General features: G+C 66.0%; 22 protein-coding genes and 2 tRNA genes. 14 read left to right on the top strand and 10 right to left on the bottom strand.

The genetic code is table 11. The annotated features are described in order from the left end of the window. Nucleotides 1-10 precede the first annotated feature (10 nt). A complete protein-coding gene (gene msrA / locus GYH34_RS02550; protein ID WP_161912227.1) occupies nt 11-604 on the bottom strand; it encodes a peptide-methionine (S)-S-oxide reductase MsrA in 594 nt (197 codons plus the stop codon). A gap of 89 nt (nt 605-693) precedes the next feature. After that, entirely contained in the window at nt 694-1029 is a 336-nt protein-coding gene (locus tag GYH34_RS02545; protein WP_244635237.1) for a hypothetical protein, read from the bottom strand. A gap of 170 nt (nt 1030-1199) precedes the next feature. On the opposite strand from GYH34_RS02545, the gene GYH34_RS02540 reads away from it, so the two are divergent. After that, nucleotides 1200-1289: transfer RNA gene (locus GYH34_RS02540), tRNA-Ser, on the top strand. 145 nt (nt 1290-1434) lie between these two features. Here the strand turns inward: GYH34_RS02540 and bla are convergent. After that, nucleotides 1435-2325: a class A beta-lactamase gene (gene bla / locus GYH34_RS02535; protein WP_244635236.1), complete on the bottom strand. Its 891-nt coding sequence runs from the start codon at nt 2323-2325 to the stop codon at nt 1435-1437. 46 nt (nt 2326-2371) lie between these two features. Between bla and GYH34_RS02530 the strand changes: the two genes are divergently transcribed. Further along, on the top strand, nt 2372-2941 hold the full coding sequence (locus tag GYH34_RS02530) for an AAA family ATPase (RefSeq protein WP_197745441.1): 570 nt from the start codon (nt 2372-2374) through the stop codon (nt 2939-2941). Between the two features lie 201 nt (nt 2942-3142). After that, nucleotides 3143-4192, top strand: coding sequence for an acyltransferase family protein (locus GYH34_RS02525; protein WP_161912226.1), 1050 nt, complete (start codon nt 3143-3145; stop codon nt 4190-4192). Nucleotides 4193-4295: 103 nt separating this feature from the next. Here the strand turns inward: GYH34_RS02525 and GYH34_RS02520 are convergent. After that, nucleotides 4296-4370, bottom strand: a tRNA-Gly gene (locus GYH34_RS02520). Between the two features lie 100 nt (nt 4371-4470). Between GYH34_RS02520 and GYH34_RS02515 the strand changes: the two genes are divergently transcribed. Both GYH34_RS02515 and mfd read left to right on the top strand, forming a co-directional pair. After that, the gene (locus GYH34_RS02515; protein WP_244635235.1) at nt 4471-4881 is read left to right on the top strand and encodes a succinate dehydrogenase assembly factor 2; all 411 of its coding nucleotides are present in this window, start codon (nt 4471-4473) and stop codon (nt 4879-4881) included. 57 nt (nt 4882-4938) lie between these two features. Further along, complete coding sequence (mfd, locus tag GYH34_RS02510) at nt 4939-8460, top strand: transcription-repair coupling factor (protein WP_161912225.1); 3522 nt, start codon at nt 4939-4941, stop codon at nt 8458-8460. Nucleotides 8461-8499: 39 nt separating this feature from the next. Here the strand turns inward: mfd and GYH34_RS02505 are convergent, their stop codons facing one another. Continuing rightward, nucleotides 8500-9201, bottom strand: coding sequence for a hypothetical protein (locus tag GYH34_RS02505; protein ID WP_161912224.1), 702 nt, complete (start codon nt 9199-9201; stop codon nt 8500-8502). Nucleotides 9202-9277: 76 nt separating this feature from the next. Then, nucleotides 9278-10447 carry a GGDEF domain-containing protein gene (locus GYH34_RS02500; protein ID WP_161912223.1) on the bottom strand — a complete coding sequence of 390 codons (1170 nt, stop codon included), beginning with the start codon at nt 10445-10447 and terminating at the stop codon, nt 9278-9280. 84 nt (nt 10448-10531) lie between these two features. Between GYH34_RS02500 and GYH34_RS02495 the strand changes: the two genes are divergently transcribed. Next, nucleotides 10532-11791: a dicarboxylate/amino acid:cation symporter gene (locus tag GYH34_RS02495; protein ID WP_244635234.1), complete on the top strand. Its 1260-nt coding sequence runs from the start codon at nt 10532-10534 to the stop codon at nt 11789-11791. Between the two features lie 8 nt (nt 11792-11799). On the opposite strand, the gene GYH34_RS02490 is transcribed toward GYH34_RS02495, so the two are convergent. Beyond that, complete coding sequence (locus tag GYH34_RS02490) at nt 11800-12660, bottom strand: CoA ester lyase (RefSeq protein ID WP_161912221.1); 861 nt, start codon at nt 12658-12660, stop codon at nt 11800-11802. A 93-nt stretch (nt 12661-12753) separates the two neighbouring features. Here GYH34_RS02490 and GYH34_RS02485 point away from each other — a divergent pair, with 93 nt between their 5' ends. Genes GYH34_RS02485 through GYH34_RS02475 form a run of 3 tightly spaced genes read left to right on the top strand, consistent with a single transcriptional unit; the run spans nt 12754 to nt 14889 of the window. Next, complete coding sequence (locus tag GYH34_RS02485; protein WP_161912220.1) at nt 12754-13473, top strand: carbonic anhydrase; 720 nt, start codon at nt 12754-12756, stop codon at nt 13471-13473. 1 nt (nt 13474) lies between these two features. Beyond that, a complete protein-coding gene (locus tag GYH34_RS02480; RefSeq protein WP_244635233.1) occupies nt 13475-14353 on the top strand; it encodes a TIGR01459 family HAD-type hydrolase in 879 nt (292 codons plus the stop codon). A 59-nt stretch (nt 14354-14412) separates the two neighbouring features. Then, entirely contained in the window at nt 14413-14889 is a 477-nt protein-coding gene (locus tag GYH34_RS02475; protein WP_018267432.1) for a MaoC family dehydratase, read from the top strand. Between the two features lie 22 nt (nt 14890-14911). Here GYH34_RS02475 and tam read toward each other — a convergent pair whose 3' ends face one another. Beyond that, nucleotides 14912-15685: a trans-aconitate 2-methyltransferase gene (gene tam / locus GYH34_RS02470; RefSeq protein ID WP_161912218.1), complete on the bottom strand. Its 774-nt coding sequence runs from the start codon at nt 15683-15685 to the stop codon at nt 14912-14914. A gap of 287 nt (nt 15686-15972) precedes the next feature. Between tam and GYH34_RS02465 the strand changes: the two genes are divergently transcribed. Then, nucleotides 15973-16557 carry a hypothetical protein gene (locus GYH34_RS02465; protein ID WP_161912217.1) on the top strand — a complete coding sequence of 195 codons (585 nt, stop codon included), beginning with the start codon at nt 15973-15975 and terminating at the stop codon, nt 16555-16557. Nucleotides 16558-16560: 3 nt separating this feature from the next. Here the strand turns inward: GYH34_RS02465 and GYH34_RS02460 are convergent, their stop codons facing one another. Further along, nucleotides 16561-17457, bottom strand: coding sequence for a polysaccharide deacetylase family protein (locus tag GYH34_RS02460; RefSeq protein ID WP_174242353.1), 897 nt, complete (start codon nt 17455-17457; stop codon nt 16561-16563). Nucleotides 17458-17551: 94 nt separating this feature from the next. On the opposite strand from GYH34_RS02460, the gene mgtE reads away from it, so the two are divergent. The 3 genes from mgtE (at nt 17552) to GYH34_RS21640 (ending at nt 20402) form a co-directional block, all read left to right on the top strand. Next, nucleotides 17552-18964 carry a magnesium transporter gene (gene mgtE / locus GYH34_RS02455; RefSeq protein WP_161912216.1) on the top strand — a complete coding sequence of 471 codons (1413 nt, stop codon included), beginning with the start codon at nt 17552-17554 and terminating at the stop codon, nt 18962-18964. 83 nt (nt 18965-19047) lie between these two features. Beyond that, nucleotides 19048-20007: a GH25 family lysozyme gene (locus tag GYH34_RS02450; protein ID WP_161912215.1), complete on the top strand. Its 960-nt coding sequence runs from the start codon at nt 19048-19050 to the stop codon at nt 20005-20007. Continuing rightward, a complete protein-coding gene (locus tag GYH34_RS21640; RefSeq protein WP_162561571.1) occupies nt 20004-20402 on the top strand; it encodes a hypothetical protein in 399 nt (132 codons plus the stop codon). Before GYH34_RS02450 ends, GYH34_RS21640 begins: the two co-directional genes overlap by 4 nt. A gap of 36 nt (nt 20403-20438) precedes the next feature. Here the strand turns inward: GYH34_RS21640 and GYH34_RS02445 are convergent, their stop codons facing one another. Next, a complete protein-coding gene (locus GYH34_RS02445; protein ID WP_161912214.1) occupies nt 20439-21650 on the bottom strand; it encodes a lysozyme inhibitor LprI family protein in 1212 nt (403 codons plus the stop codon). 439 nt (nt 21651-22089) lie between these two features. Between GYH34_RS02445 and GYH34_RS02440 the strand changes: the two genes are divergently transcribed. Then, complete coding sequence (locus tag GYH34_RS02440) at nt 22090-22488, top strand: hypothetical protein (RefSeq protein WP_161912213.1); 399 nt, start codon at nt 22090-22092, stop codon at nt 22486-22488. The last annotated feature ends 21 nt before the right edge of the window (nt 22489-22509 follow it).

The following is a 22509-nucleotide window of genomic DNA, read 5'->3' as shown; positions in this document are numbered from 1 at the left end:
TGAATCGAATTCAGCCTGGATTCGCGTCCGGCTCGACGCTGAGCCCCACGGGGCAGGCGACGCCCGTGCCGCCCAGGCCGCAATAGCCGTCGGGGTTTTTGGCCAGATATTGCTGGTGATACTCCTCGGCGTAGTAGAAGCGCGGGGCCGGCGCGATTTGCGTGGTGATCGGCCCGAAGCCTCGGCCCGCCAGCGCCTCGCCATAGGCGCGCTCGGACGCCTCGGCGATCCGCAGCTGGTCGTCGGAATAGCAGAAGATCGCCGAGCGATACTGCGTGCCGACGTCATTGCCCTGCCGATTGCCCTGCGTCGGGTCGTGGCTCTCCCAAAAGACGCGCAGCAGCTCCTCATAGGAGATTTTCGCGGGGTCGAAGACGACGAGCACCACTTCCGCATGGAAGGTGCGGCCCGTGCATACTTCTTTATAGGTGGGGTTCTCCGTGGTCCCGCCGGCATAGCCGACGGCGGTCGTGTAGACGCTCTCGCCGAGCTTCCAGAAGCGACGCTCCGCGCCCCAGAAGCAGCCGAGGCCGAAGACGGCCTGTTCCAGCCCCGGCGGAAACGGGCCTTCGATCGGATGATGATTGACGAAGTGATCGGTCATTTTTGTCGACCTTTCGCGCGAGATGCGCCGAGACCCCCGATATGGCCCCGCGGCGCCGACGGCGAAAGGGCGTTCAGCGCCAGGGGGCGTCAGCGTAAGGGATAGTCGATCGGCCGGCGGCGCTTGCGGCTCAATGCAATGAGCAGGCCGCCGAGGCCGGTGAGCGTGAGGCTCAAGGGCGCGAGCAGCAGAGCGAAGACGACGGAGCCCCAGATTTGCGGGGCTTTCTGCTCCAGCGCGATGCGAAAGGCCTTCATCTGCGCCGGAAAAAGATCGGCCGCGCCTTCGCTGAGCGGGGTAACATGCAGCCCGTCCCCGGCCAGCGAGCGCGTGCCGTCGACGATGAGGGCCGCGAATCCGCCGGCCAAAAGGAGGAGACCGAGAAATCGGACGATCAATCGCAGCATGGCGCTTTCGAGCCCCAAGGGAAGGCTCTTGAATAGGATGCGCCGGGCCGTCTGTCCACGCCGGGCCGCCACGAGGCGAGAGAATGTCGCTTCGGCGTGGATTTCCCTACGGAAAGATTTGCACTCTGGCTGCTTGTGAATATAGTGCGCGCCGATCCGGGGCCGATTCCGAGCCGGCCAGGGTCGATGGAGGGGTGGCCGAGTGGTTGAAGGCGCACGCCTGGAAAGTGTGTATACGGGAAACCGTATCGCGGGTTCGAATCCCGCCCCCTCCGCCAGTTCAGCCGATTTTCCTCTACGGCCCGATATTCTTGCCGCATGACCGCAAGCGGCATGGCGAACCACAGTTTTCACTCCATCGCCTGACACTATTGCCGCCTAAAACGGCCGATCGCCGCACGGCGTCCGGCGGTAGAGCTTACGCTACACTTGTTCAGCCATTATTCTGGCGACACCCGCCAAAACACCTTCCTGCGCCGCAGTGGAGCCTGGCGCGTTTCCGAGATAGGCGGCGACCACAATCGGCTCACGGCCGGGCGGCCAGATCACACCAATATCGTTGGTGGAAATTCCCTCCCAAGTGCCGGGCTTGTTCGCAATGCGCCAACCGGCAGGCAATCCGACGCGCAAGCGTCGCGTGGCCGCGTCCTTGGCCTCGACCATCCAACTCGTCAACCTTGCGCGCGACGCTTCGGAAAGGGCGTCGCCCAATAGCAGCCGGTGCAATGTCCCGACCATGGCGCGGGGCGTCGTCGTGTCGTGCGTTTCGCCCGGCTTTACGACATTGAGCTTCAATTCGAAGAGATCTGACCGCGTGACATGATCGCCGAGGGATCGCAAATAGGCGGTAAGAGCGGTCGGACCGCCAAAGCTGGTCAGCAACAGATTGGCGGCGGTGCTGTCGCTGACGGTGATAGCCGCCTCGCAAAGCGCCTCGATCGACATGCCTTCAGGGCCGACATGAGGTTGGGTCGCCTTGTAAGGGGTCACCAAGTCATGCTCGGTGAAGACGATGCGCCGGTCGAGCCTTTCCTTTCCGAGGTCGACACGGGCCAGGACATGGGCGACGGCCAGCGCCTTCATTGTGCTGCACATGGCAAAGCGCTCGTCGATTCGGTTACCCATGATCCGACCGGTCGCACTATCCAACACGGCCACACCCAACCGCCCACCGCTGCGCGCTTCGAGCTCCTCGAGCTCGGCTTCGATGCCTCGAGGGCTGCTCAGGACATTGGAAGAGGTCGACAGCGGCGCTGCGACAGCCATTGTCATCGAGGCGATTGCGGTGCGACGGGTCAGGATTGGAGAAGACATGCGGTTTCCATACTATGTGCCCATTCCGGTGAAAGGATGATACCTCTTGAAGAATCGACTTGTCGTGATTTCCGGCTGTTCGGGTGCAGGGAAGTCGACCCTCCTGGCCGAGTTGAAGGCTCGCGGCCATGTCGTCGTGGAAGAACCCGGTCGCCGCATCATCGCCGAGGAAACCGCCGGCGGTGGCAGCGCATTGCCGTGGGGCGATCTCGCGATGTTTCTGCGTCGCGCGATCGACATAGCGTTGGCGGACCACGTGGCGGCGGTGGAGCAGAAGGGCTGGGTATTCTTCGATCGCGGCATTGTCGACGCAGCATCGGCATTGGAAGCTTTGACCGGCGAACCGGTCCTGCGTCCGTTGTGTATGACGCATCGCTATCATCGCCGCGTATTCATGGCGCCGCCTTGGCCCGACATCTATGTGACCGATACGGATCGCAAGCACGGGTTCGATGCGGCAGTGGTGGAGTATCACCGCCTCATGGAGACCTATCCGGCGTTGGAGTATGAGGTGTTGCACCTGCCGAAGAGCACTGCGGCGGCGCGCGCCGATTTCGTGCTGGCCTCCGTGGATGGCATGAACGCGGCGGTCGGACGAAGCCGAGCGGCGTCCTAGGACTATAGAGCAGGCGCAATTCTCATCTTCGTCGGATGCGGCCCGCCGCGGAATCGCCCTTCGCCGAATGAGCGCGACGCCCGCGGGCGAGCTGCGCTTTATGCGGAGACTTCCGTAACTTTCCTCGGCTATTCAGCGAATTCGTTCCGCGAAGCGCGCGCATTCCTGCGGCGCCTGCCAGTCGTGTGGAGGTGGGCGCCGATGAGAGAAGCTCGGATCGCGTGGATCGATAATGCGAAAGGGATCAGCGTCATCCTCGTCGTCATGATGCACTCCGCGCTCGGCGTCGGTGAGGCCATGGGGGGCGAGGGGCTGCTGCATTGGCTGGTCGCTTTCGCCAAGCCGTTTCGCATTCCCGGCTTCTTCGTCATCGCCGGCCTGTTTCTGTCGCGCGCCATCGATCAGAACTGGCGGAGCTATCTCGACAAAAAGGTCGCGCATTTCGCCTATTTCTATTGTCTGTGGCTTTTCATCCAATGGCTGTTCAAGAGCGCGCTGCGGCCGGGCGCCGATCCGCTGACCGCGCTCGGGCAATTGGCGCTCGCTTTGGTCGAGCCGTTCGGAACCCTGTGGTTCATCTATCTGCTGCCGATCTTTTTCGTCGCGACCAAGCTGTTGCGCTTCGTTCCGCCGCCGCTCATGCTGGTTTCGGCCGCTCTGCTGGAGATAGCGCCGATCGAGACTGGCTGGGCGGTTCCCGACGAATTCGCCGCACGTTATGTCTATTTTCTGTCCGGCTATCTGTTCGCGCCGCAGGTCTTCGCTCTGGCCGAATCGGCGCGGCGGCATCCGCGCGAGGCGCTCTGCTGGCTGCTCGGCTGGGCTATGGCCGATGCGGCTCTGGCTTTCTCGCCCTCGCCCTCGGCGGATTATCCGACGCTCGCCTCATTGCCGCTGGTCAGCCTCGTCACGGGCTTCGCCGGCGCTGCGGCGGTCATCGCCGGGGCGGCTCTGCTCGCCGATCTTCCGTCGATGGCATGGCTCCGCTACTGCGGCGCCAATTCGCTGGCCATTTATCTCGGATTCTTCCTGCCGATGGCGGCCGCCCGCAAGCTGATCGTCGATCATGATCTCGTGGACAGCGTGGGCTTGGCCTCGCTCATCGTCACATTGGCCGGCGTCATCGTCCCGCTGCTGCTGCATCGCATGACCGAGCGGGGACGACTGCGCTTTTTGTTCGAGAGGCCGCGGTCCTTCCGGCTCCCGCATGCCGACTCGGGCGCGCATTCCGCTGGGCAAAAGGTGGTCTAGAGGAAGAAACTCTCTTTTTTGGGTGGGGGAGCGCCGTCGGCCTCGGGGCGGACGGCAAGAAAAGGCCCAGAGGGCTTCGCCTATCATCTGAAGCGATGATTTTTGGAGCGGGCGAAGGGATTCGAACCCTCGACCCCAACCTTGGCAAGGTTGTGCTCTACCCCTGAGCTACACCCGCATCCGTGTCGCGGCGACGCGACGGGGGTCCTTATGCCGTAATCGAAGCGTGATTGCAACTGTCTCGACGACAGTCTCGCACGGCTTCGCGCAGGCTGTGGATGATCTATCTTTTCGCCGCCGGCTGCGCTAATCCCTGCGATCTCGCGCCGGCGCCCGAAATGGCGGCCCGGCGCGCGAATTCTTGTACTCGGCCCCTGTCCGCCCGCGGATTTCCGCCCTTGAGCCACTCGACGCCAGACGATTCCGATATCCGCCGCAAGCGCATAAAAATTCGCGCCTGGCGCCGCGGCATGCGCGAGATGGACATATTGATGGGCCGTTTCGTCGACGCCACGGTCGATTCTCTGCCCGAGGCCGAGCTCGACGATCTCGAAGCGCTGCTGGACGTCGAGGATGACGTCGTCTTCCGCTGGCTGTCGCGCGCCGAGCCGGTTCCCCCACGCTATGACACGTCCCTCTTCCGCCGGATCGCGGCTTTCCACACGCATGAGAAGCCGATCGATCTTTGAGAGCATGCTCCTCGAGAACATGCGAATTCGAACAGCGATAAAAAGCCCGACCTTCCGATGACCGATCTCAAATCCGCGGTCGCCCGCCTGGAAAGAGGCGACAAGCTCCGCTTCGTGAATGTCCCGGACGGTTTCGACGCTTTCGTCGCCGCCGATCTCACCCGCGCGCTGGCCCGCGTCGCGGAGGGGCGGCCGGCCGTCTTCGTCCATGTGGCGCGCGACGCGCAGCGCTCGGCGGCCTTTCGCGAGGCGCTGCGATTCGCCGCGCCCGAGGTGGAGGCGCTGGATTTTCCCGGCTGGGATTGCCAGCCCTATGATCGCGTCTCGCCCAACGCGGCGATTTCCGCCCGCCGCATGACGGCGCTGGCGCGTCTCGCCCGCTCCAAATCCTCGGCCGAGCGGCCCCGCGTCGTCATGACGACGGTGGACTGCCTGCTGCAGCGCGTGCCGCCGCTGGAGAATGTCGCCGCCGACACTTTTTCCGCCGCGCCCGGCAATGTGGTGCGTCTCGACGAGCTGGCGCTCTGGCTGGAGACCAATGGCTTTCTGCGCTCCTCCACCGTGCGCGAGACCGGCGAATACGCCCAGCGCGGCGGCATCGTCGATCTCTACGCGCCGGGAATGCCGGGGCCGATCCGCCTCGATTTCTTCGGCGACACGCTCGAATCGATTCGCAGTTTCGATCCCGAGAGCCAGCGCACCATCGGGCAGCTGCGCTCGCTCGATCTCGTGCCGATGAGCGAATTGCGCCTCACCAGCGACACGATGCGGCGCTTTCGCCAGGCCTACACGACGCGCTTCGGCGGCCAGACGCGCGGCGACGCTCTTTATGAGGCGATCAGCGAGGGCCGCCGCCATCAGGGCGCCGAACATTGGCTGCCGCTGTTCTATGCGCGCATGGGCAGCGTCTTCGATTATGTGGGCGAGGCGCCGCTGCTGCTCGATCCGCTGGTCGAGGAGGCCGCCGGCGAGCGGCTGACGCAGATCGCCGATTATTACGACGCGCGCAAATTCGCCTATGACGCGGCGCCGGCCGACTCCAACTACAAGCCGCTGCCGCCGGATCAGCTCTATCTCACCATAGAAGAATGGCGCGGCAAGCTCGAGGGCCGCAGCCTCGCGACCTTCTCGCCCTTCGCCGCGCCGGACGGGGCCGGCAAGGAGACGGTGGATTGCGCCGCCCGCGCAGGCCGCGATTTCGCGCCGGAGCGCAATGACGAAAACGCCAATGTCTTCGAGGCCGCCGTCGCGCATGTGAAATCGCTGCGCGGCGCCGGCAGAACCGTCGTCGTCGCCGGCTGGTCGGACGGCTCCTGCGAGCGTCTCGGCAGCGTGCTCGCCGAGCATGGGCTGCGCGACCTCAAAACCGTCGCCTCTCTGCCGGCGGCCTTGGCGCTCGGCAAGGGCGCGGCGGCGCTGGCCGTGCTCGGCGTGGAGCATGGTTTCGAGACGGAAGGCCTCGCCATTCTCGGCGAGCAGGACATTCTCGGCGACCGCCTCGTGCGCCGCCGGCGCAAGACCAAGCATACGGAGAATCTGCTCGGCGAGGTGGCGGCGCTCTCGGCCGGCGATCTCGTCGTGCATGTCGATCACGGCATCGGCCGCTTCATCGGCCTCGAGACGATCACGGCCGCCGGCGCGCCGCACGACTGTCTCGAGATTCACTATGCCGGCGGCGACAAGCTCTATCTGCCGGTCGAGAATATCGAGCTTTTGACGCGCTATGGCTCCGAGGATACGGAGGCGGTTCTCGACAAGCTCGGCGGCGTCGGCTGGCAGACGCGCAAGGCGCGGCTGAAGAACCGCATTCGCGAGATGGCCAAGGGCCTCATCGCGATCGCGGCGCAGCGCAGCCTGCGGCAGGCGACCAAGCTCGTCCCGCCGGAAGGGCTGTACGACGAATTTTGCGCGCGCTTCCCATACGACGAGACGGAGGATCAGGCCGCGGCGATCGAGGCCGTGCTGGACGATCTCGCCTCGGGCCGGCCGATGGATCGGCTCGTCTGCGGCGACGTCGGCTTCGGCAAGACGGAAGTGGCGCTGCGCGCCGCCTTTTGCGCGGCGATCAACGGCCGGCAAGTGGCCGTCGTCGTGCCGACGACCTTGCTCGCGCGCCAGCATTACCGAACCTTCTCGACGCGTTTCTCCGGCTTGCCGATTCGCATCGCGCAATTGTCGCGCATGACCAATAGCGCCGATACGCGCCTCGCCAAGGCCGGCATTGCGGATGGCACGGTCGATATCGTCGTCGGCACGCACGCCGTGCTCGGCAAGGCGATCTCCTTTAAAGACTTGGGCCTCGTCATCATCGATGAGGAGCAGCATTTCGGCGTCGGCCATAAGGAGCGCTTAAAAGAGCTGCGCGCCGAGGTGCATGTGCTGACGCTCTCGGCGACGCCGATACCGCGCACATTGCAGCTCGCCATGACAGGCGTGCGCGAATTGTCGCTCATCGCCACCGCGCCGGTCGATCGCCTCGCCGTGCGCAGCTTCGTTTCTCCCTTCGATCCGCTCATCGTGCGCGAGGCGCTGCTGCGCGAACGCTATCGCGGCGGCCAGGCTTTCTTCGTCTGCCCGCGCATCGAAGATCTGGAAGACGCCGCCGCATTTTTGCGCGAGGCCGTGCCGGAGGCGAAATTCGTCATGGCGCATGGGCAAATGGCGGCCGGCGATCTCGAAGAGCGTATGACGGCTTTCTACGAGGGAAAATTCGATATTCTCCTCTCGACGACCATCGTCGAATCCGGGCTCGACATTCCGACCGCCAACACGCTCATCGTCTGGCGCGCCGATATGTTCGGCCTCGCGCAGCTCTATCAGCTGCGCGGCCGCGTCGGCCGCTCCAAGACGCGCGCCTATGCGCTGTTCACCACGCCCGCCAATAAGACGATCACGCCGCAGGCGCAAAAGCGTCTCGAAGTGCTGCAGAGCCTCGACACGCTCGGCGCCGGCTTCCAGCTCGCCAGCCATGATCTCGACATTCGCGGCGCCGGCAATCTCCTGGGCGAGGAGCAGTCCGGCCATATCAAGGAGGTCGGCTACGAGCTCTATCAGCAGATGCTGGGCGATGCGATCACGCTGCTGAAGGCCGGCATAGAGGAGCCGGAGGAGGAGGCGTGGTCGCCGACCATAGCGATCGGCGCGCCGGTGACGATACCGGAAGATTACGTTCAGGACCTGACGTTGCGCCTGCAGCTCTATCGGCGTCTCTCGACGCTGGAGACGGATCAGGACATCGAATCCTTCGCGGCGGAATTGATCGACCGCTTCGGCCCGACGCCGCCGGAAGTGGAGCTTCTGCTCAAGATCGTCGCCATCAAGGCGCTCTGCCGCCGCGCGCATGTGGAGAAGCTGGAAGCGGGGCCGAAGGGCGTCATCGTCGCCTTCCGCGAGGGCAATTTCGCCGATCCCGCCGGCCTCGCGCGTTATGTGATGGAGCCGAGCACGCAGGCCAAGGTGCGGCCGGACATGCGAATCGTCTTCATCCGCGAATTCGCCGATATGAAGAGCCGTCTCGAGGGCGCGCGCCGCATATTGCGCACTCTGGTGTCGATCGCGGAGAAGAAGAAGGCGGCGTGATCTCGTCGCGCTCACGCGCGACGAGCCGGGTAGCCTCGGTCAATGGCCGCCCTTGGCCTCGTGATAATTCTCCACATTGGTCTGGAAATCGGCGACGCATTTTTGCGGAATCTCGTCGGCGATCGCGGGCCGCGCGTCGAAGCAGTCGCCGAGCATTTCCGGGCCGGGCGCAAATCCCTTGCAGAGCGAGACATAGATGGCGTTGCATTCGCGCGACAGCTTTTCCTCCAGCGTTCTGGCGACGAGCATGCCGTCGATCAGGCCGCGCGCCTCCTCATTCGTCTTCGCCGCGCCGATGATCGTGGGCTCGCTGCGCAGATCGAAGACCATGAGCGTGGAGGCGGCCGCGCCGTCGGCGCGCTGATAGGCGACGCGCACGATCAGCCCGGCCAGCGCGCCGGCGGGATCGAGCCGCCACTCGGCCTGCTTCGCGCCCGTGACATTGGGAAAATTGCCGAGCGAGAAGGCCGAGGCCATGGGCCGTTCCAGCGAGTAGAGCGTTTTGCCGCGCTCCAGCACGAGGAAGCTGCGCGGATCATCGTCCACGACATAGACGGAAAAGCCGCCGACGCCGGCGCAGTGGAAAATCGCGGTCCTGCCGCTCCTCTCCAGCGTGCGGCTCGCGAGCTTCAGCCGATCGACCGCGGGGCAGTTCTGGAGAGAGCTATATTGCGATTTCGGCTCTGCGGCGTAGGCGTGGGAGGCGAAGGCGAGAAGAGAAAGGGCTATTACGCGGATCATGCCGGCGTGGCCTTTCGATGCGAGGTGGGGCGACGACTATATAGCGTTCGGCCGAGCGCGGCGCGACGGTCGGCGCTCAGCCCTGGATCTCCTTCAGTCTCGCCCCGCGGGCGACGCAGACGCGATCACGGCCCAGCGTCTTGGCGCGGTAGAGCGCTTCGTCGGCGCGGCGCATGGCGTGGGAGAAGCTCTCGTCCGCGGCGATTTCGGCGACGCCTATACTGACGGTGATCGGGGGCAGGCGCGGCGTGACATGCAGCGCCGCCGCCTGCCGGATCATCTCGGCGACGCGCCGTCCGCGAGCGAGCGGCGCGCCTGCCAGGAAAATGACGAACTCCTCTCCGCCCAGGCGGCCGGCGAGCGCGCCTTCGGGAGTCGTCAGCCGCAGCAGCGCGGCGAAATATTGCAGAACCTCGTCGCCGACCGCATGGCCGAATCGATCATTGACCCGCTTGAAATGATCGAGATCGAGGAGAACGACCGTCGTCGGATCGCGCTCGGCCTGCGCGCTCGCGAGCCGAGGCGCGCAAGCGAGGTCGAAGCCGCGCCGGTTCAAGAGCCCGGTCAATTGATCGATCTCCGCCGCGCGGCGCGCCTCGCGGATCGCCTCCTGCGCGACGATGAGCAAGGTGAGCAGCCCCGCCGCGATCAGCAGAACGCCGGTCGCCGATTGCGAGGCGATCGCATAGGAGCTGGCGACATATTCGCTCGGCGTGCGGCCGACGCCGAAGGCGGTCGCGAAAAACGGCTTTATGATGAAATGCGCCGCGATCACCCCATAGAGGCCGGCGAGCGCGATCTCGAGCGCCCCGCGTCGGCTCGCGAGCAGGATGATCCAGCCGCAGCAGGCGGTCGCCAGAGCATAGGGCGTCTGATAGACGAGGTTGAAGGCGAGACTGTCTTGCGGCCATTCGCCGATCGCCGCGCCGCTGAGCAGCGCCGCGCCATAGAGCCCGGCGACCGCGCTCCAGCGCGGGCCGCGGCCGTAGAAGCGGGCGAGAGAGCCCGTCATCAAGAAAAGGCCCGCGCAAAAGCCCACATAGTTCAGCGCGCCGAAGAAATCGGGCCAGAGGCCGAAGCGAATGACGAAAAGGCTCAGCGGGGCCACCATTCCGAGCATATAGCTCGCGGCGAACCACAGCGCCCGGCGATCGCCTGGATTGGTCAGCGCGACGAAGGCGAAGCTCGCAGCGAACAGCGCCGCGATCATTATGTTGACGATGAGAGCGAAGGACGCGCCGAGCATGGGACTCCCGAGACGCCGGGACTAGGCCTATAAGGTTGACAATTCGCGTCATTTTCATGTCGGCGATCATTGGAGGACGAAAGATTGCGATCGAACGAGACAGAGACGACGACCGGCCTCATCGCGCATTGGCGCGCCATTCCGCTCTATGCGCGCATCATCGTCGCCGTGGCGCTCGGCGTCGTCGCCGGCCTCGCGCTCGGCGGCTCTGCGCATATCCTCGGGACGCCGGCCAAGCTCGTCCTGCGCCTGCTGGGCGCGCTGGCGCCGCCGCTGATCCTGCTCGCCATCGTGCAGGCGCTCATGCGCGCGCATCTCGCCGGCGGGCAGGCGATGCGCCTCGTCATTCTGCTCTTCACCAATACTCTGGTCGCGACCCTCATCGGCCTCGCCGTGGCCAATGTGCTGCAGCCCGGCGCCTGGACGACGGCCGCCCCCGGCGCTCCGGCGGCGAAAGCCGCGGCCTCCGGCGCCGATCCGCTGACGCAATTTCTCGACAGCGTGCCCAAGAGCCTTCTGGGGCCTTTCGGCGACAATGGCGCGGTAATGGGCGTCATCTTCATCGCCGTCGCTTTCGGCGTCGCGCTGCGCGGGCTGCGCACGCATGAGGTGCGCACGGTGGAGGATCTCGTGCATGTGGCGCTCACGAGCCTCATCACCATTCTGCATTGGATCATCGATGTGGTGCCGCTCGCCGTCTTCGGCCTCATCGCCAGTATCGTCGGGGTCGGCGGCTTTCGCGATTTTCTCGCGCTCGGCGGATTCTTCATCGCCGTCGTCACCGCGCTGGCGCTGCAATTCCTCTATTATCTGCTGCGCATCAGGCTCGGCTCATGGGCGCGGCCGCTGCATGTGGTCGCCGGCGTGCGCGACGCATTGCTGATGGCTTTTTCGACCGGCAGCTCCACGGCGACCATGCCGCTCACCTATGAGCTCTTGCGCGAGCGCGTCGGATTGCGCGAGCAATCGGCGAGCATGGGCGCGCTGGTCGGCTCCAATTTCAACAATGACGGCACGGCGCTCTATGAGGCGATGGCGGCGCTCTTCGTCGCGCAATTGCTGGGATTGCATTTGACGCTTGGCCAGCAATTTCTGGTGGTGCTGACCTCGGTCGTCGCTTCTGTGGGCGCGGCCGGCATTCCAGAGGCCGGCCTCGTGACCATGACCATGGTTTTTCGCGCCGTCGCGCTGCCGACGGATTATATCGCGCTGCTGCTGACGATCGACTGGCTGCTGGATCGCTGCCGCACGGCGATCAATGTGATGGGCGATGTGACCGTGAGCTGCCTGCTGGACGGCAAAACGCGGGAAGGCGAGGGCGCGTCGCCCTCGCCTCTTCGATAGCCCTCCGCTCAGGCCGCGCCGTAGAGCGCCAGCGTCCGCCGCGCGCCGTCGAGATGCAGGCGCTCCACCATGCGGCCGTCGATCTGCGCGACGCCGATCGCCGCATTCTCCGGCGCGTCGAACAGCTCGACGATCTTGCGCGCGAATTCGATCTCGGACGGCGAGGGCGCGAAAACCTCGTTGACCGTGGCGATCTGGCCCGGATGAATCAGCATCTTGCCGTCCATGCCGAGGTCGCGGCCCTGCTCGGCCTCGCGGCGCAGCCCTTCGAGATCGTTGAAATCATTGTAGATGCCGTCGATGATATCGACAGTGTGCAGACGCGCCGCCAGCACCGAGGCGGAGAGCCAGGCGACCAGCGCCGGACGGCCCGGCGTCAGCCGCGCCCGCGTCGATTTGGCGATGTCGTTCGGCCCCAGCATCATGGCGGAGAGCGGCGCTTCCTCGGCTGCGCTGGCGATTTTCTCTATGTCGAAGAGCGCGCGCGGCGTCTCGATCATCGCCCAGAGCGTGGTGTGGGCGGGGGCGCCGGCGGCTTTCATATCGCGCGCGGCGCGCAGAATATCCTCGCGGCTATTGGCCTTGGGGACGACGATGGCGTCCGGCCCCGCCGCGGCGACGGCCGCTATATCGGCGGCGTACCAGGGTGAATCGAAGACGTTGACGCGCACGATGATCTCGCGGGAGCCATAGCCGCCGCCCTTCACCGCGGCGACGACCTGCTCGCGCGCCGCCTCCTTGGCGGCCTCGGCGACGCCGTCCTCGAGCTCGAACATCAGCACATCGGCTGCGAGCGTCTTGCCCTTCTCCAGCGCTCTGGCATTGGAGCCCGGCATGGCCAGCACGCTGCGTCGCGGTCGCGAAATCATGGCTCTCTTTTTCTCCCCTTGCCTCGTCGGTCGCGCTCCACAATAAAGGAGCCGCCGCCGGCGCGCCATCGCCGGCCGTCACGAGGAGCGAATATGACCGAAGCCGGCCCGACAGAGCAGCCCGGCGACATTCTCCCCGCCCATCTCGAGAAAGGTTACGAGACCTTTCTCGCCGGGCGGTTTCGCAGCGAGCAGGAGCGATTCCACCAGCTGGCGGCGGAAGGCCAGAAGCCACGGACGATGGTGATCGGCTGCTGCGATTCGCGCGTCGCGCCGGAGGCGATCTTCGACGCCGGGCCGGGCGAGCTGTTCGTCATTCGCAACGTCGGCAATCTCGTGCCGCCCTATGCGCCGGACAATCAATATCACGGCACCTCGGCGGCGCTGGAATATGCGGTGATGGCGCTGAAGGTGAATCATCTCGTTATCCTCGGCCACGCCCAATGCGGCGGCGTGCGCGCCTATGCGGAGAGCCAAGCCGATCCCTACACGCGGCCGCTCTCGGCCGGCGATTTCATCGGCAGCTGGATCAAGCTGCTGGCCCCGGCCGCCGAGCGCGCCGGCGCCATTCCAGACCCTCTCACGCCGGATTATGTCGAGCGACTCGCCTTCGAATCGATCAAGCAGGGCGTCGCCAATCTGCGCAGCTTCCCCTGGATCGCGACTTTGGAGCAGCGCCATTATCTCTCGCTGCATGGCGCCTATTTCGGCGTGATGGACGGAAGGCTGCTGGCGCTGGACGAGGCCACGGGCGAATTCTCGCAGGTCGCGCCGCAGGCCCATGCCGCCGCCTTTGCGCAGCCGCGGTTCTGATATGACGATTCCGCAGATTTCCGGCCTGGCGCAGCTCGCCGATCGCTATGATGCGATCCTCTGCGACGTCTGGGGCGTGCTCATCGACGGGCGCTCGCATTTTCCCGTCGCGGCCGAGGCGCTGGAAAAATTCCGCGCCCGCGGCGGCAAGGTGGCGCTCGTCACCAACGCCTCGCGGCCGAGCGAGGAGGTCCGCCGGCAGCTCGACGGGCTCGGCCTGCCGCGCGCCGCCTATGACGATCTCGTCAGCGCCGGGCAATTGACGCTGGAGCAGATGGTCGCGCGCGACGGCGAGGCGTGCCATCACCTCGGCCCGCCGCGCGACAATGGGCTTTTCGAGGCCGCCGATCGGCTGCTCGGCGGAAAATTCCGCCGCGTCCCGCTCGAGGACGCCGATTATGTCGTCTGCACCGGGCTCATCGACGAGCGCCGCGAGACGCCGGACGATTATGCGGGAACGCTGGAGCGCATGCGCGCGCGCGGCCTGCCTATGCTCTGCGCCAATCCCGACATTGTGGTCGGCATCGCCGGCGAGCTGGTCTATTGCGCCGGCGCTCTGGCCGAGCGTTACGCCGCGCTGGGCGGCGAGGTGGTGATGGCCGGTAAGCCCTATCCGCCGATCTACGCCGCCGCTATCGGCCGCATCGCCGCTCTCGCCGGCGAGGCTCCCGCCCGCGTTCTGGCCATCGGCGACGGAGTGGCGACGGATTTGCTGGGGGCTTCCCGCGCCGGCCTCGACTCGCTGTTCTTGACCGAGGGCGTGCATCGCGACGAGCTCTACCCGCCGCCGGACCGCCGGCTGGACGCGGCCGCAATGGGGGCGCTTCTGGCCGGGGCCGGAGTCAAACCGGTTGCATTTGCGCCGTTTCTGGTGTGGTAGATGGAGAAACGGCCCAGCGGCCTCTTCCGCCTGGGCGAAAATGGCCGGTGACCGCATCCATGTCGACGCCCTTCAAGACCTATTATTTCGAAGACCTCGCCGTCGGAATGCGCGAGACCTTGATGAAGGCCGTCATGGACGACGACGTGATCGCCTTCGCCGATCTCTCCGGCGACCGCAATCCGATCCATCTGTCGGACCATTTCGCCAGCAAGACGCGCTTCGGCGAGCGCATCGTGCATGGGCTCTACACGGCCTCGCTGATCTCCACCGTCATTGGCATGTATCTGCCGGGGCCGGGCGCGGTCTATCTGTCGCAGACGCTGAATTTCCGCGCTCCGGTCAAGATCGGCGACGTGATTCACGTCGTGGTCGAAATCGTCGAGCTGATCGAGAAGGGCCGTCGCGCCCGCCTGCACTGTGAGTGCCTGGTGGACGGCAAGGTGGTGCTGGACGGCGAGGCCTGGGTCATGGTGCCGAGCCGCGAGCAGGCGACCCGCGCCGCGCAATTGGCCAAGCCCGCCGCCTCCGCCTGAGCCGCGGCGCGCTCGCGCCCGCTCATTTGCGGCGCGCCACGATGAACAGCCGCGGAAAGAGCAGCAGGACCTTTCCGTCCGCCCGGCGCGGATAGGCTTTGGCGAGCGCCGCTCGGTAAGCGGCGACGAAGCCGCGCGCCTCCTCCTCCGTCAGCGGCGCGAGAAACGGGCGCAGCCCGGTCGCTCTCACCCATTCCACGATCGCGTCCGCCCCCGCCAGCGGATGGGCGTAGGTCGTGCGCCAGACATCCGTCTCGCAGCCGGCTTCGTGCAGAAGATCGTAATAGGCCTCGGCGGCGAGGATTTTCGTCCGAATCGCCGCGGCGTCGCCGATCTTCTGCGCCCAGGGTCCGGCGGCGGCGGCCTCCCGCATCAGCCGATGGCTCGGCTCGTCCTGATTGTCGGGCATTTGCATGGCGAGGACGCCGCCGGGCGCGAGCGTGGCGACGAGGCGCGGAAGCAGCGCGCGATGATCGTGGAGCCATTGCAGCGAGGCGTTGGCGAAGAGGAGATCGGGCGCCGCGTCGGGACGAAAATCGGCGATGTCCGCCAGCGCCAAATCGGCGGCGGGAAGGCGCGCGCGGGCGGCGGCGATCATGTCCGGCGAAGAATCGACGCCGAGCAGACGGGCTGTGGGAAAACGCCCTGCCAGCAGTTCTGCGCTATTGCCCGGCCCGCAGCCGAGATCGATGATGAATCTCGGCGCCTCGAGCGGAATGCGAGCCAGCAGCTCGCGCGCGGGCCGCGTGCGTTCTGTCTCGAAAGTCGAATAGAGAAGCGCATTCCAGTCGGCCATGATCGAACCAGCTCATCCGTCGCGGCTTCTGCGAGTCCGGCTCGCGTGGCGCCGCTCGGCCGCATCCTCTCTCGCCAATGCGGCGAGGATGCGGTCCTCGGGCGGTCTTGGGCTCCATCGCGCGCGAGCTTGCGCGTCGCAGACACGGGGCGGCCCTTCCAGCGCCGAACTCGCGCCCTTTTTCGCCGCCACGCTCACGTAGGAAACCTCTTCGGCGCCAGCATGATAGAAATCGAGACGCGGCAATGTGGGACATGAGGCGAGGAGATAGGGGCATGAGCGCGGGCATGAGCGTCAGACCTGCGCTGGCCGGCGCGCTATTGGCCGCCGGCCTCGCCGCCACCACGGCCGTGGCGGGCGATCTCGGCTATCCGGCCTCGGCGCTCGGCGAATTTTCGAGCAAGCCGCGCGGCGCCTTCGACAATGCGCCGCCGCTCGCCGCGCCTTTCGTCCCGCCGGCGGACCCGGAGCCGACGGCGACCACGGCTCCCGCCCAACCTCCAGTCCGAGCCCCGGTCCGAGCTCACGCGCCGCCTCCGGCCGCCGCCGCGCCGGCGCCGGTCGCCGAGGCCGAGGAGCCGGCGCCGCCGCCCTCCGATCCGGCCCCCGCTCCTGCGGGCGCGCTCGAGGAATATGAGGCGCGCTGCTTCGTGAAGCTCCAGGGCCGTGTCGTGATCGCCAAGTCGTGCCGTATCCTGCGTGAGCCGAAGGAGGTCATCTTCGAGATCGAGGAAGGCCCGCTGACGATCAAGCTGCGGCAGGGTCGCGTCTGGACCGCGCGGCTCAAGGATCGCGATCTCGGCGCCGTCTACCAGACCGGCCCCTGCTGGGGCGCGAAGGGCTTCTACGCCTGTGACCGCGGAAAGCTCTGATTTTTACTGCGATTTGACGCCCCGGCCTTCCTCCTGCGGCTCGCTGCGCAGGCCCTTGGGGCCGAGCGTCTTGGCGATGATCGCCTCGGTCGCCGAGGTCCAGCCGGGCTTGGCGCGGGCGATCGGCGTCGGTCCTTCGCCGGGGACGATGTGAACGAGGCGGAAGCCGCGCGCTTTCAGCTCGCGTAGAAAATCCGGCATCATCGCCGCCGTCGAGGGCCGCGGATCGTGGAACAGCACGATGCCCTTGCCGGCCGCCTGCAGCCGCGACATCACCAGCTCCAGCTCGGCATGCGGCGACATTTCCTGCCAGTCCGAGGCCCACAGATCGGCGCCGAAGACCGAGACGTCGCGGTCTTCCAGCCAGCGCACCAGCTGCGGCGTGTCGGCGAAGCCGGGGAAGCGGAAGAAGGGGAAATGCGGGCTGTCGGCGGGAGGAAAGCCGGCGGCGGCGTCGACGGCGCGGAAGCCTTTTTCTATGTCGGCCTGCGCCGCATCCTCGCTCATCAGCCGCAGCGTGCGGGCGGGGTGGCTGTAGGAATGATGTCCGGCGTTGTGTCCTTCTGCGACGATGCGGCGGACCAGCGCCGGCGATTCCGCCGCATGGGAGCCGACGAGGAAGAAGGTCGCCCGCGCGCATTCCGCCTTCAGCGCATCCAGCACGCGCTCGGTCGCGCCATGGGCCGGGCCGTCGTCGAAGGTGAGGACGACCTCGTGATCGGCGAGCGCCAGCGTGCGCGGATAGGTCTGCAGGCCGAGCGCCAATCCCTCGCTTCCGTCGATCGCGATCGTCCGCGAGACGCCCAGAGCCTGCGCGCCGCATTCGGCCGCGCCGGCGGCGGCGGGCATGAGGGCGAGCAGAGCCGCAGTAAGACGAAAGAGAGTCGAAAGAACATGCATTGGCGGTTTGCTTTCCCGGCGCGGCGCGTTAAGGGAGCCCTGTCCCGGTCTCGCCGGCCGGTAGGCTCCCCTCGCGCATCGATCAGGCCCCCATATGTCGCAAGACCATGAAAAATCGGCGCCTGCGGAAGGAAATTTTCGTGACGAGGAAACCGGCGAGCCGCGCGCCGATTTCGTCGCCGCGGTGGAAGAGGCCATCGCCGAAGGCGATTCCGGCCATGTGAAGGAGCTGGTCTCTCCGCTCCACGAGGCGGATGTCGGCGCGCTGATCGAATTGCTCGATCACGAGGAGCGCCCACGCCTCGTCGAGCTGATGGGCGACGAGTTCGACTTCGCCGCTCTGACCGAGGTCGGCGAGACGACCCGCGAGGAAATTCTCGAGGAGCTGCCGGTCGCGACGCTCGCCGAGGCGATGCGCGAGCTCGAGAGCGACGACGCCGTCGCCATTCTGGAGACGCTGGAGCCCGAGGAGCAGGCCGAGGTCCTGGAGGCGCTGCCGGCCCAGGAGCGCATCATTCTGCGCCGCTCGCTGGAGGCCGCCGAGGGCACCGCCGGGCGCCTGATGCAGACGACGCTGATCGCCGTGCCGCCCTTCTGGTCGGCGGGCGAGGTGCTGGATTTTTTCCGCGCGACGGAGCCGGACGAGCTGCCGGACAATTTCTTCGAGGTCTTCGTCGTCGATCCGGCCTATCGGCTGCTCGGCACGGTTTTTCTCGACGCGCTGGTGCGCGCCCATCCCCAGACCCGCGTCGAGGAGATCATGCAGGCGGACCGCCGCCGCGTGCAATTCGACGAAGACACGGAGGAGGTGGCTCGCCTCTTCGAGCGCTACAATCTCGTGTCCGTTCCCGTGGTGGACGAGGCGGAGCGGCTCGTCGGCGTCATCACCATCGACGACGTGGTCGACGTCATCCAGGAGGCGGCCTCCGAGGAGATCAAGGCGCTCGGCGGCGTCAGCCCGGACGAGGAGCTGACCGACAGCTTCTGGTGGATCGTCAAGAGCCGCTTTCTCTGGCTCCTTATCAATCTCGGCACCGCCTTCATCTCGGCGAGCGTGCTGAAGACCTTCGAGTCGCAGCTGCAGCAAATGGTGGCGCTGGCCGTGCTCGCGCCCATCGTCGCGAGCCAGGGCGGCAATTCAGCGACGCAGACGATGACGGTGACGGTGCGGGCGCTGGCGACGCGCGAGCTCTCGCGCTCCAACGCCATGCGCATCATATTGCGCGAGCTGGCGACCGGGGCCTTCAATGGCGCGGCTTTCGGCCTGCTCACCGGGCTCGTCGCGGCCAATTGGTTCCAGACGATCGGCCTCGGCCCGGTGATGGCCATGGCCATGTTCACCAATCTCGCCGCCGGCGCGCTGGGCGGCATTTTGGTGCCCATGCTGCTCGAGCGCTGGAAGGTCGATCCGGCCGTCGCCTCCAGCGCCTTCGTCACCACCGTCACCGATGTCGTCGGCTATGGTTCCTTTCTGGGCATAGCCACGTTATGGTTCCGCCTGGGATGAGTCGTGCGGCCGAGACTGCGGCGAATCGCGCGGGCTTTGGGGAATTAACGCTTCGTTACCGGCTTGCGGGATATTTTCGCGCAATGCGATCGAACGAGATTTTCGCGGCTGCGGCCGCCGTCCTTCTTTCCACGGCCCTCTCCGGCTGCGGCAGCGCCGTGGATCCGTCCTATAGCGCGCGCCCGCGCTTTGCGACCAGCGCGCCGCTGGTCAACGCGCGCAAGGACCCGACCTATCTCGCCTATGCGGTGCCGGAGTCGCAGCTGCACGCCTATCCGGCGACGCGCAGCGCCGAATTCGCCGTGCATGGCGTCGATGTCTCCAAATATCAGGGCGACATCGACTGGCAGGCGGTGAAGGAGTCCGGCGTCGGCTTCGCCTTCATCAAGGCGACCGAGGGCGGCGACGCGCTCGATTCCAAGTTCCAGCGCAATTGGGCGGCGGCCAAGGCGGCCGGCGTGCCGCGCGGCGCCTATCATTTCGTCTATTGGTGCCGGCCCCCGCATGAGGAGACCGGCTTCTTCAAATCCGTCGTGCCGGTGGAGCCGGACGCGCTGCCGCCCGTGCTGGACGTGGAGGCGACGCCCACCTCCCGCAGCTGCAAGCGCACGCTCTATCGCGACGAGGTGCTGCGCGACATGCGCGTCATGCTCGAGGATATGGAGCGCCATTACGGCAAGAAGCCGATCATCTACAGCTCGGTGGATTTCTATCAGGCGATCCTGCATTCCGGCGCGCTGGCGGAATATCCGATCTGGGTGCGCTCGACGAAATATCATCCGGCGGTGCGCTATGGCGACCGCAAATGGACCTTCTGGCAATATCGCTCCGACGGCCATGTCCCCGGAATTCCCGTCGCCGTGGATCAGAACACCTTCAACGGCAGCCATGCGCAATGGCGGGAATGGCTCGCCGATCAGACCGGGCTGAAGGCGCAGCCGGTCGCCACGGCGGCGGCCAAGCCGATCGACGATCGCAGCATAGAAAAGCTGATCGAGGAGGATCCGGCGATGCTGCCCTCCGCGATGAAGAACGCGCAGTGATCCCCCGCCGGGCGGCGCGCGCGCGAGCCTTTTGGCTCGCCCTCGCGGCGACGCTGCCCGCGGCCGAGGCGGCCGGCTGCGAGGCGGGCGATCCTTCGCTCGTGGGCCATTATTATCTCAGCGGCGTGATGGAGACCGGCTCCGAACTGCTGCTGCGACCGGACGGGCGCTTCGACTATATGCTCGCCTATGGCGCGCTGGACGAGATCGCCTCCGGCTGCTGGTCGCGCCGGGGCGATATGGTGACGCTCGCTGTCTCGAAGTTCGAGGCGAGCATGGACGATCCGATGAAATTCGATCGGCTCGAGCTCGCCGTCACGCCGCGAGGCGGCCTGTCGCGGCGCTTCGAGGGCGGCCGAACCGGCGTCTATTCGCGGCCGCGCGGCGGGCGTTGAGCGCGCCCGGAGCTGAAAAAGAAATTCCAATAGGGATCACCGCCGCTCGTCTGTCCAGCGACCGCCGTTACGCCAATTCTCGTAGCGGGCGCGGGTAGATGGCGGCCAAGAGGCGAGCGGGGGCTCGACCTGCGCCTTTTCTCTGTCGCGGCCGTTGTCGCCGAACTTGTTCAGCGCGAAGTAGAATCCGCCTCCGGCGCGATCCCACACGGCGAGCGCGTCGCCTTCCTCGCAACCGAAGTGGGCGCCTCCGCGCCATACTGCGCCGCACCCCGAATACGCGACCGTATTCTGGTCCATCGCCAGACCGTAGAGTTCCGGTTGCGGCATATCGGGGCTCCGATTTCGATAACCGCCGTTTGTCAGCTCCCACAAGGCGTCGGCCATGCGTCTTCTGTCGAGCGTCGCGAGGCGAGACACGGCGGCGAAAAATTCCGCGTTACGCAGCGGCTCTATGACCTTCGGCTCCTGGCTCTCCGCGAGGCTCTGCATCGTCGAGCCGGGCGTCGGAAGAAACTGGATGACGCTCGTGGTCAAATCTCCCGTTTTCGAGCGCCACTGCCTGACCTCGCCGTTAGAGAATGGACGCGCGGGCGAGACGAAGGCGAAACCATCCGCATTGCGCGTCGACCAGGGGTCTGGATCATTGTCCGAGTCGTCGTCGCTCGAACGGTCGCCGCAGATCTTTCCAAGCTCGTGACGCGCGACGGCGCCGGGCTTCCTGCTTTCCACGACATAGAATGTCGAGCAATTATTGTAATCGGCGGCGCCCTCCTCCACCAAGACTGCATCTGTCTGGCCGTCCTTCCAGCGGTCGTGAATTGTGAATGGCGAGTCGACGAGTGAGTTGCGAGGCTCTTGCAGAACGATACGTCCGCGATGGTCGAGCGTGCGCAGACCGTCTTTCGGTTTGCCCCAGGCAAGGATTTCCGTCCCGATTCTGAGGCCGGCCGGCGGAACCGCTCCGGCCTCGGCAGTCGGGGCCGGCAGACGCCCCAGTCGCTTACTCGTTGTCTCCTCGATACAGTAGTCGAGCCCTCCTGCCGCTTTCGAGCCGCAGGCATTACGTGCCGCGAGCCATCTTCGCTGCGTCTCCTGCATTTGGGCGTGCGCAGGCTTGTCGCCCTTTTCTCGCAGGGATTTCAGCGCGGCGAAGTAGTTGCGCGATATGACATCGTCTTGCCATTTGATGTGCGGATCGGCGCAGATGGTTTTTTCGACGAGCGTCGTCGCCTTGGCGCAGTCCATGGCCCGGGCTGTGGCGCCTGAAATCAGCAGCACTGTCGCGATGAACGAAACGCGCAAAAAATGAGGTATCAAAAGAAAAACCCTTACGGCGGTCTCGCCAGATCGTTCGCGGCGAATTATGAAAATTTCTACGCCTCCGGTGTGATCATTTTCAAGCTACGATGGCGCTGATTTCCGTTATCGAGACCGTCCGCCCATTGCCGCCTCGGCGAAGTTCGACATGCCCACCGCCACTCTGCCGCCCGCTCGCCCAATCGCTGGCCAAGGCGGGCGAAATCGTCTAGTGTGGCCGCTCATTCGAGAGCATCAACGCTTTTGAAGGGTTCTCGGCGTCGTAATATCGACGCGGTTTCGAGCGTGTGCGCCGTTCAACGTATTTTCCAAAGGCCCGGACGGGGGAACGTCCGAGGCGACGTTTCATAGACGAAAGGATGAGGCCATGCGGCTTGCTGCGGCGATCTTCGCCACTTGCGTATCTTTTTCCGTGCTGGCGCTCGAAATGCCCGCTGCATCCCCTAAGGATATGGCGCCCGCCGCTATCGCCCAGCTCGATGTCCGCGTCCCCGAGACCGCTCCCGTCGCCGATGTCGCGCCTCTCCCGCCGGTGATCGAGCGCGCGCGCGTCGCGCGTCCCTCCACGGCCGCTCCGCATCGCAGGATTTGCAGCGCCGCTCGCCGGTCCGGCGCGCTCGCGCATCATCCGCTGCCGACTCGCCGCCGCATCGAGGCGCGCGCGCCGCTTCTTCCGGCGCCTGTGGCGGAGGCGCTGCATCCGGCCGCGCGTCGCTGCGAGGCGATCACCTGCCCCCGCTTCGTGCTCGTCGGCGTGGGCTTCTGAAAACGAGCGATCTCACGAAAT

The organism is Methylosinus sp. C49, from assembly GCF_009936375.1.
Classification (GTDB): Bacteria; Pseudomonadota; Alphaproteobacteria; order Rhizobiales; family Beijerinckiaceae; genus Methylosinus.
This window is presented reverse-complemented; position numbering and strand designations above follow the sequence as displayed.

Coding starts and splice junctions, on each gene's coding strand:
- msrA (WP_161912227.1), bottom strand. CDS start 604: ATGACCGATCACTTCGTCAATCATCATCCGATCGAAGGCCCGTTTCCG.
- bla (WP_244635236.1), bottom strand. CDS start 2,325: ATGTCTTCTCCAATCCTGACCCGTCGCACCGCAATCGCCTCGATGACA.
- GYH34_RS02525 (WP_161912226.1), top strand. CDS start 3,143: ATGAGAGAAGCTCGGATCGCGTGGATCGATAATGCGAAAGGGATCAGC.
- GYH34_RS02515 (WP_244635235.1), top strand. CDS start 4,471: ATGATCTATCTTTTCGCCGCCGGCTGCGCTAATCCCTGCGATCTCGCG.
- mfd (WP_161912225.1), top strand. CDS start 4,939: ATGACCGATCTCAAATCCGCGGTCGCCCGCCTGGAAAGAGGCGACAAG.
- GYH34_RS02505 (WP_161912224.1), bottom strand. CDS start 9,201: ATGATCCGCGTAATAGCCCTTTCTCTTCTCGCCTTCGCCTCCCACGCC.
- GYH34_RS02500 (WP_161912223.1), bottom strand. CDS start 10,447: ATGCTCGGCGCGTCCTTCGCTCTCATCGTCAACATAATGATCGCGGCG.
- GYH34_RS02490 (WP_161912221.1), bottom strand. CDS start 12,660: ATGATTTCGCGACCGCGACGCAGCGTGCTGGCCATGCCGGGCTCCAAT.
- GYH34_RS02485 (WP_161912220.1), top strand. CDS start 12,754: ATGACCGAAGCCGGCCCGACAGAGCAGCCCGGCGACATTCTCCCCGCC.
- GYH34_RS02480 (WP_244635233.1), top strand. CDS start 13,475: ATGACGATTCCGCAGATTTCCGGCCTGGCGCAGCTCGCCGATCGCTAT.
- GYH34_RS02475 (WP_018267432.1), top strand. CDS start 14,413: ATGTCGACGCCCTTCAAGACCTATTATTTCGAAGACCTCGCCGTCGGA.
- tam (WP_161912218.1), bottom strand. CDS start 15,685: ATGGCCGACTGGAATGCGCTTCTCTATTCGACTTTCGAGACAGAACGC.
- GYH34_RS02465 (WP_161912217.1), top strand. CDS start 15,973: ATGAGCGTCAGACCTGCGCTGGCCGGCGCGCTATTGGCCGCCGGCCTC.
- GYH34_RS02460 (WP_174242353.1), bottom strand. CDS start 17,457: ATGCATGTTCTTTCGACTCTCTTTCGTCTTACTGCGGCTCTGCTCGCC.
- mgtE (WP_161912216.1), top strand. CDS start 17,552: ATGTCGCAAGACCATGAAAAATCGGCGCCTGCGGAAGGAAATTTTCGT.
- GYH34_RS02450 (WP_161912215.1), top strand. CDS start 19,048: ATGCGATCGAACGAGATTTTCGCGGCTGCGGCCGCCGTCCTTCTTTCC.
- GYH34_RS02445 (WP_161912214.1), bottom strand. CDS start 21,650: ATGGACTGCGCCAAGGCGACGACGCTCGTCGAAAAAACCATCTGCGCC.
- GYH34_RS02440 (WP_161912213.1), top strand. CDS start 22,090: ATGCGGCTTGCTGCGGCGATCTTCGCCACTTGCGTATCTTTTTCCGTG.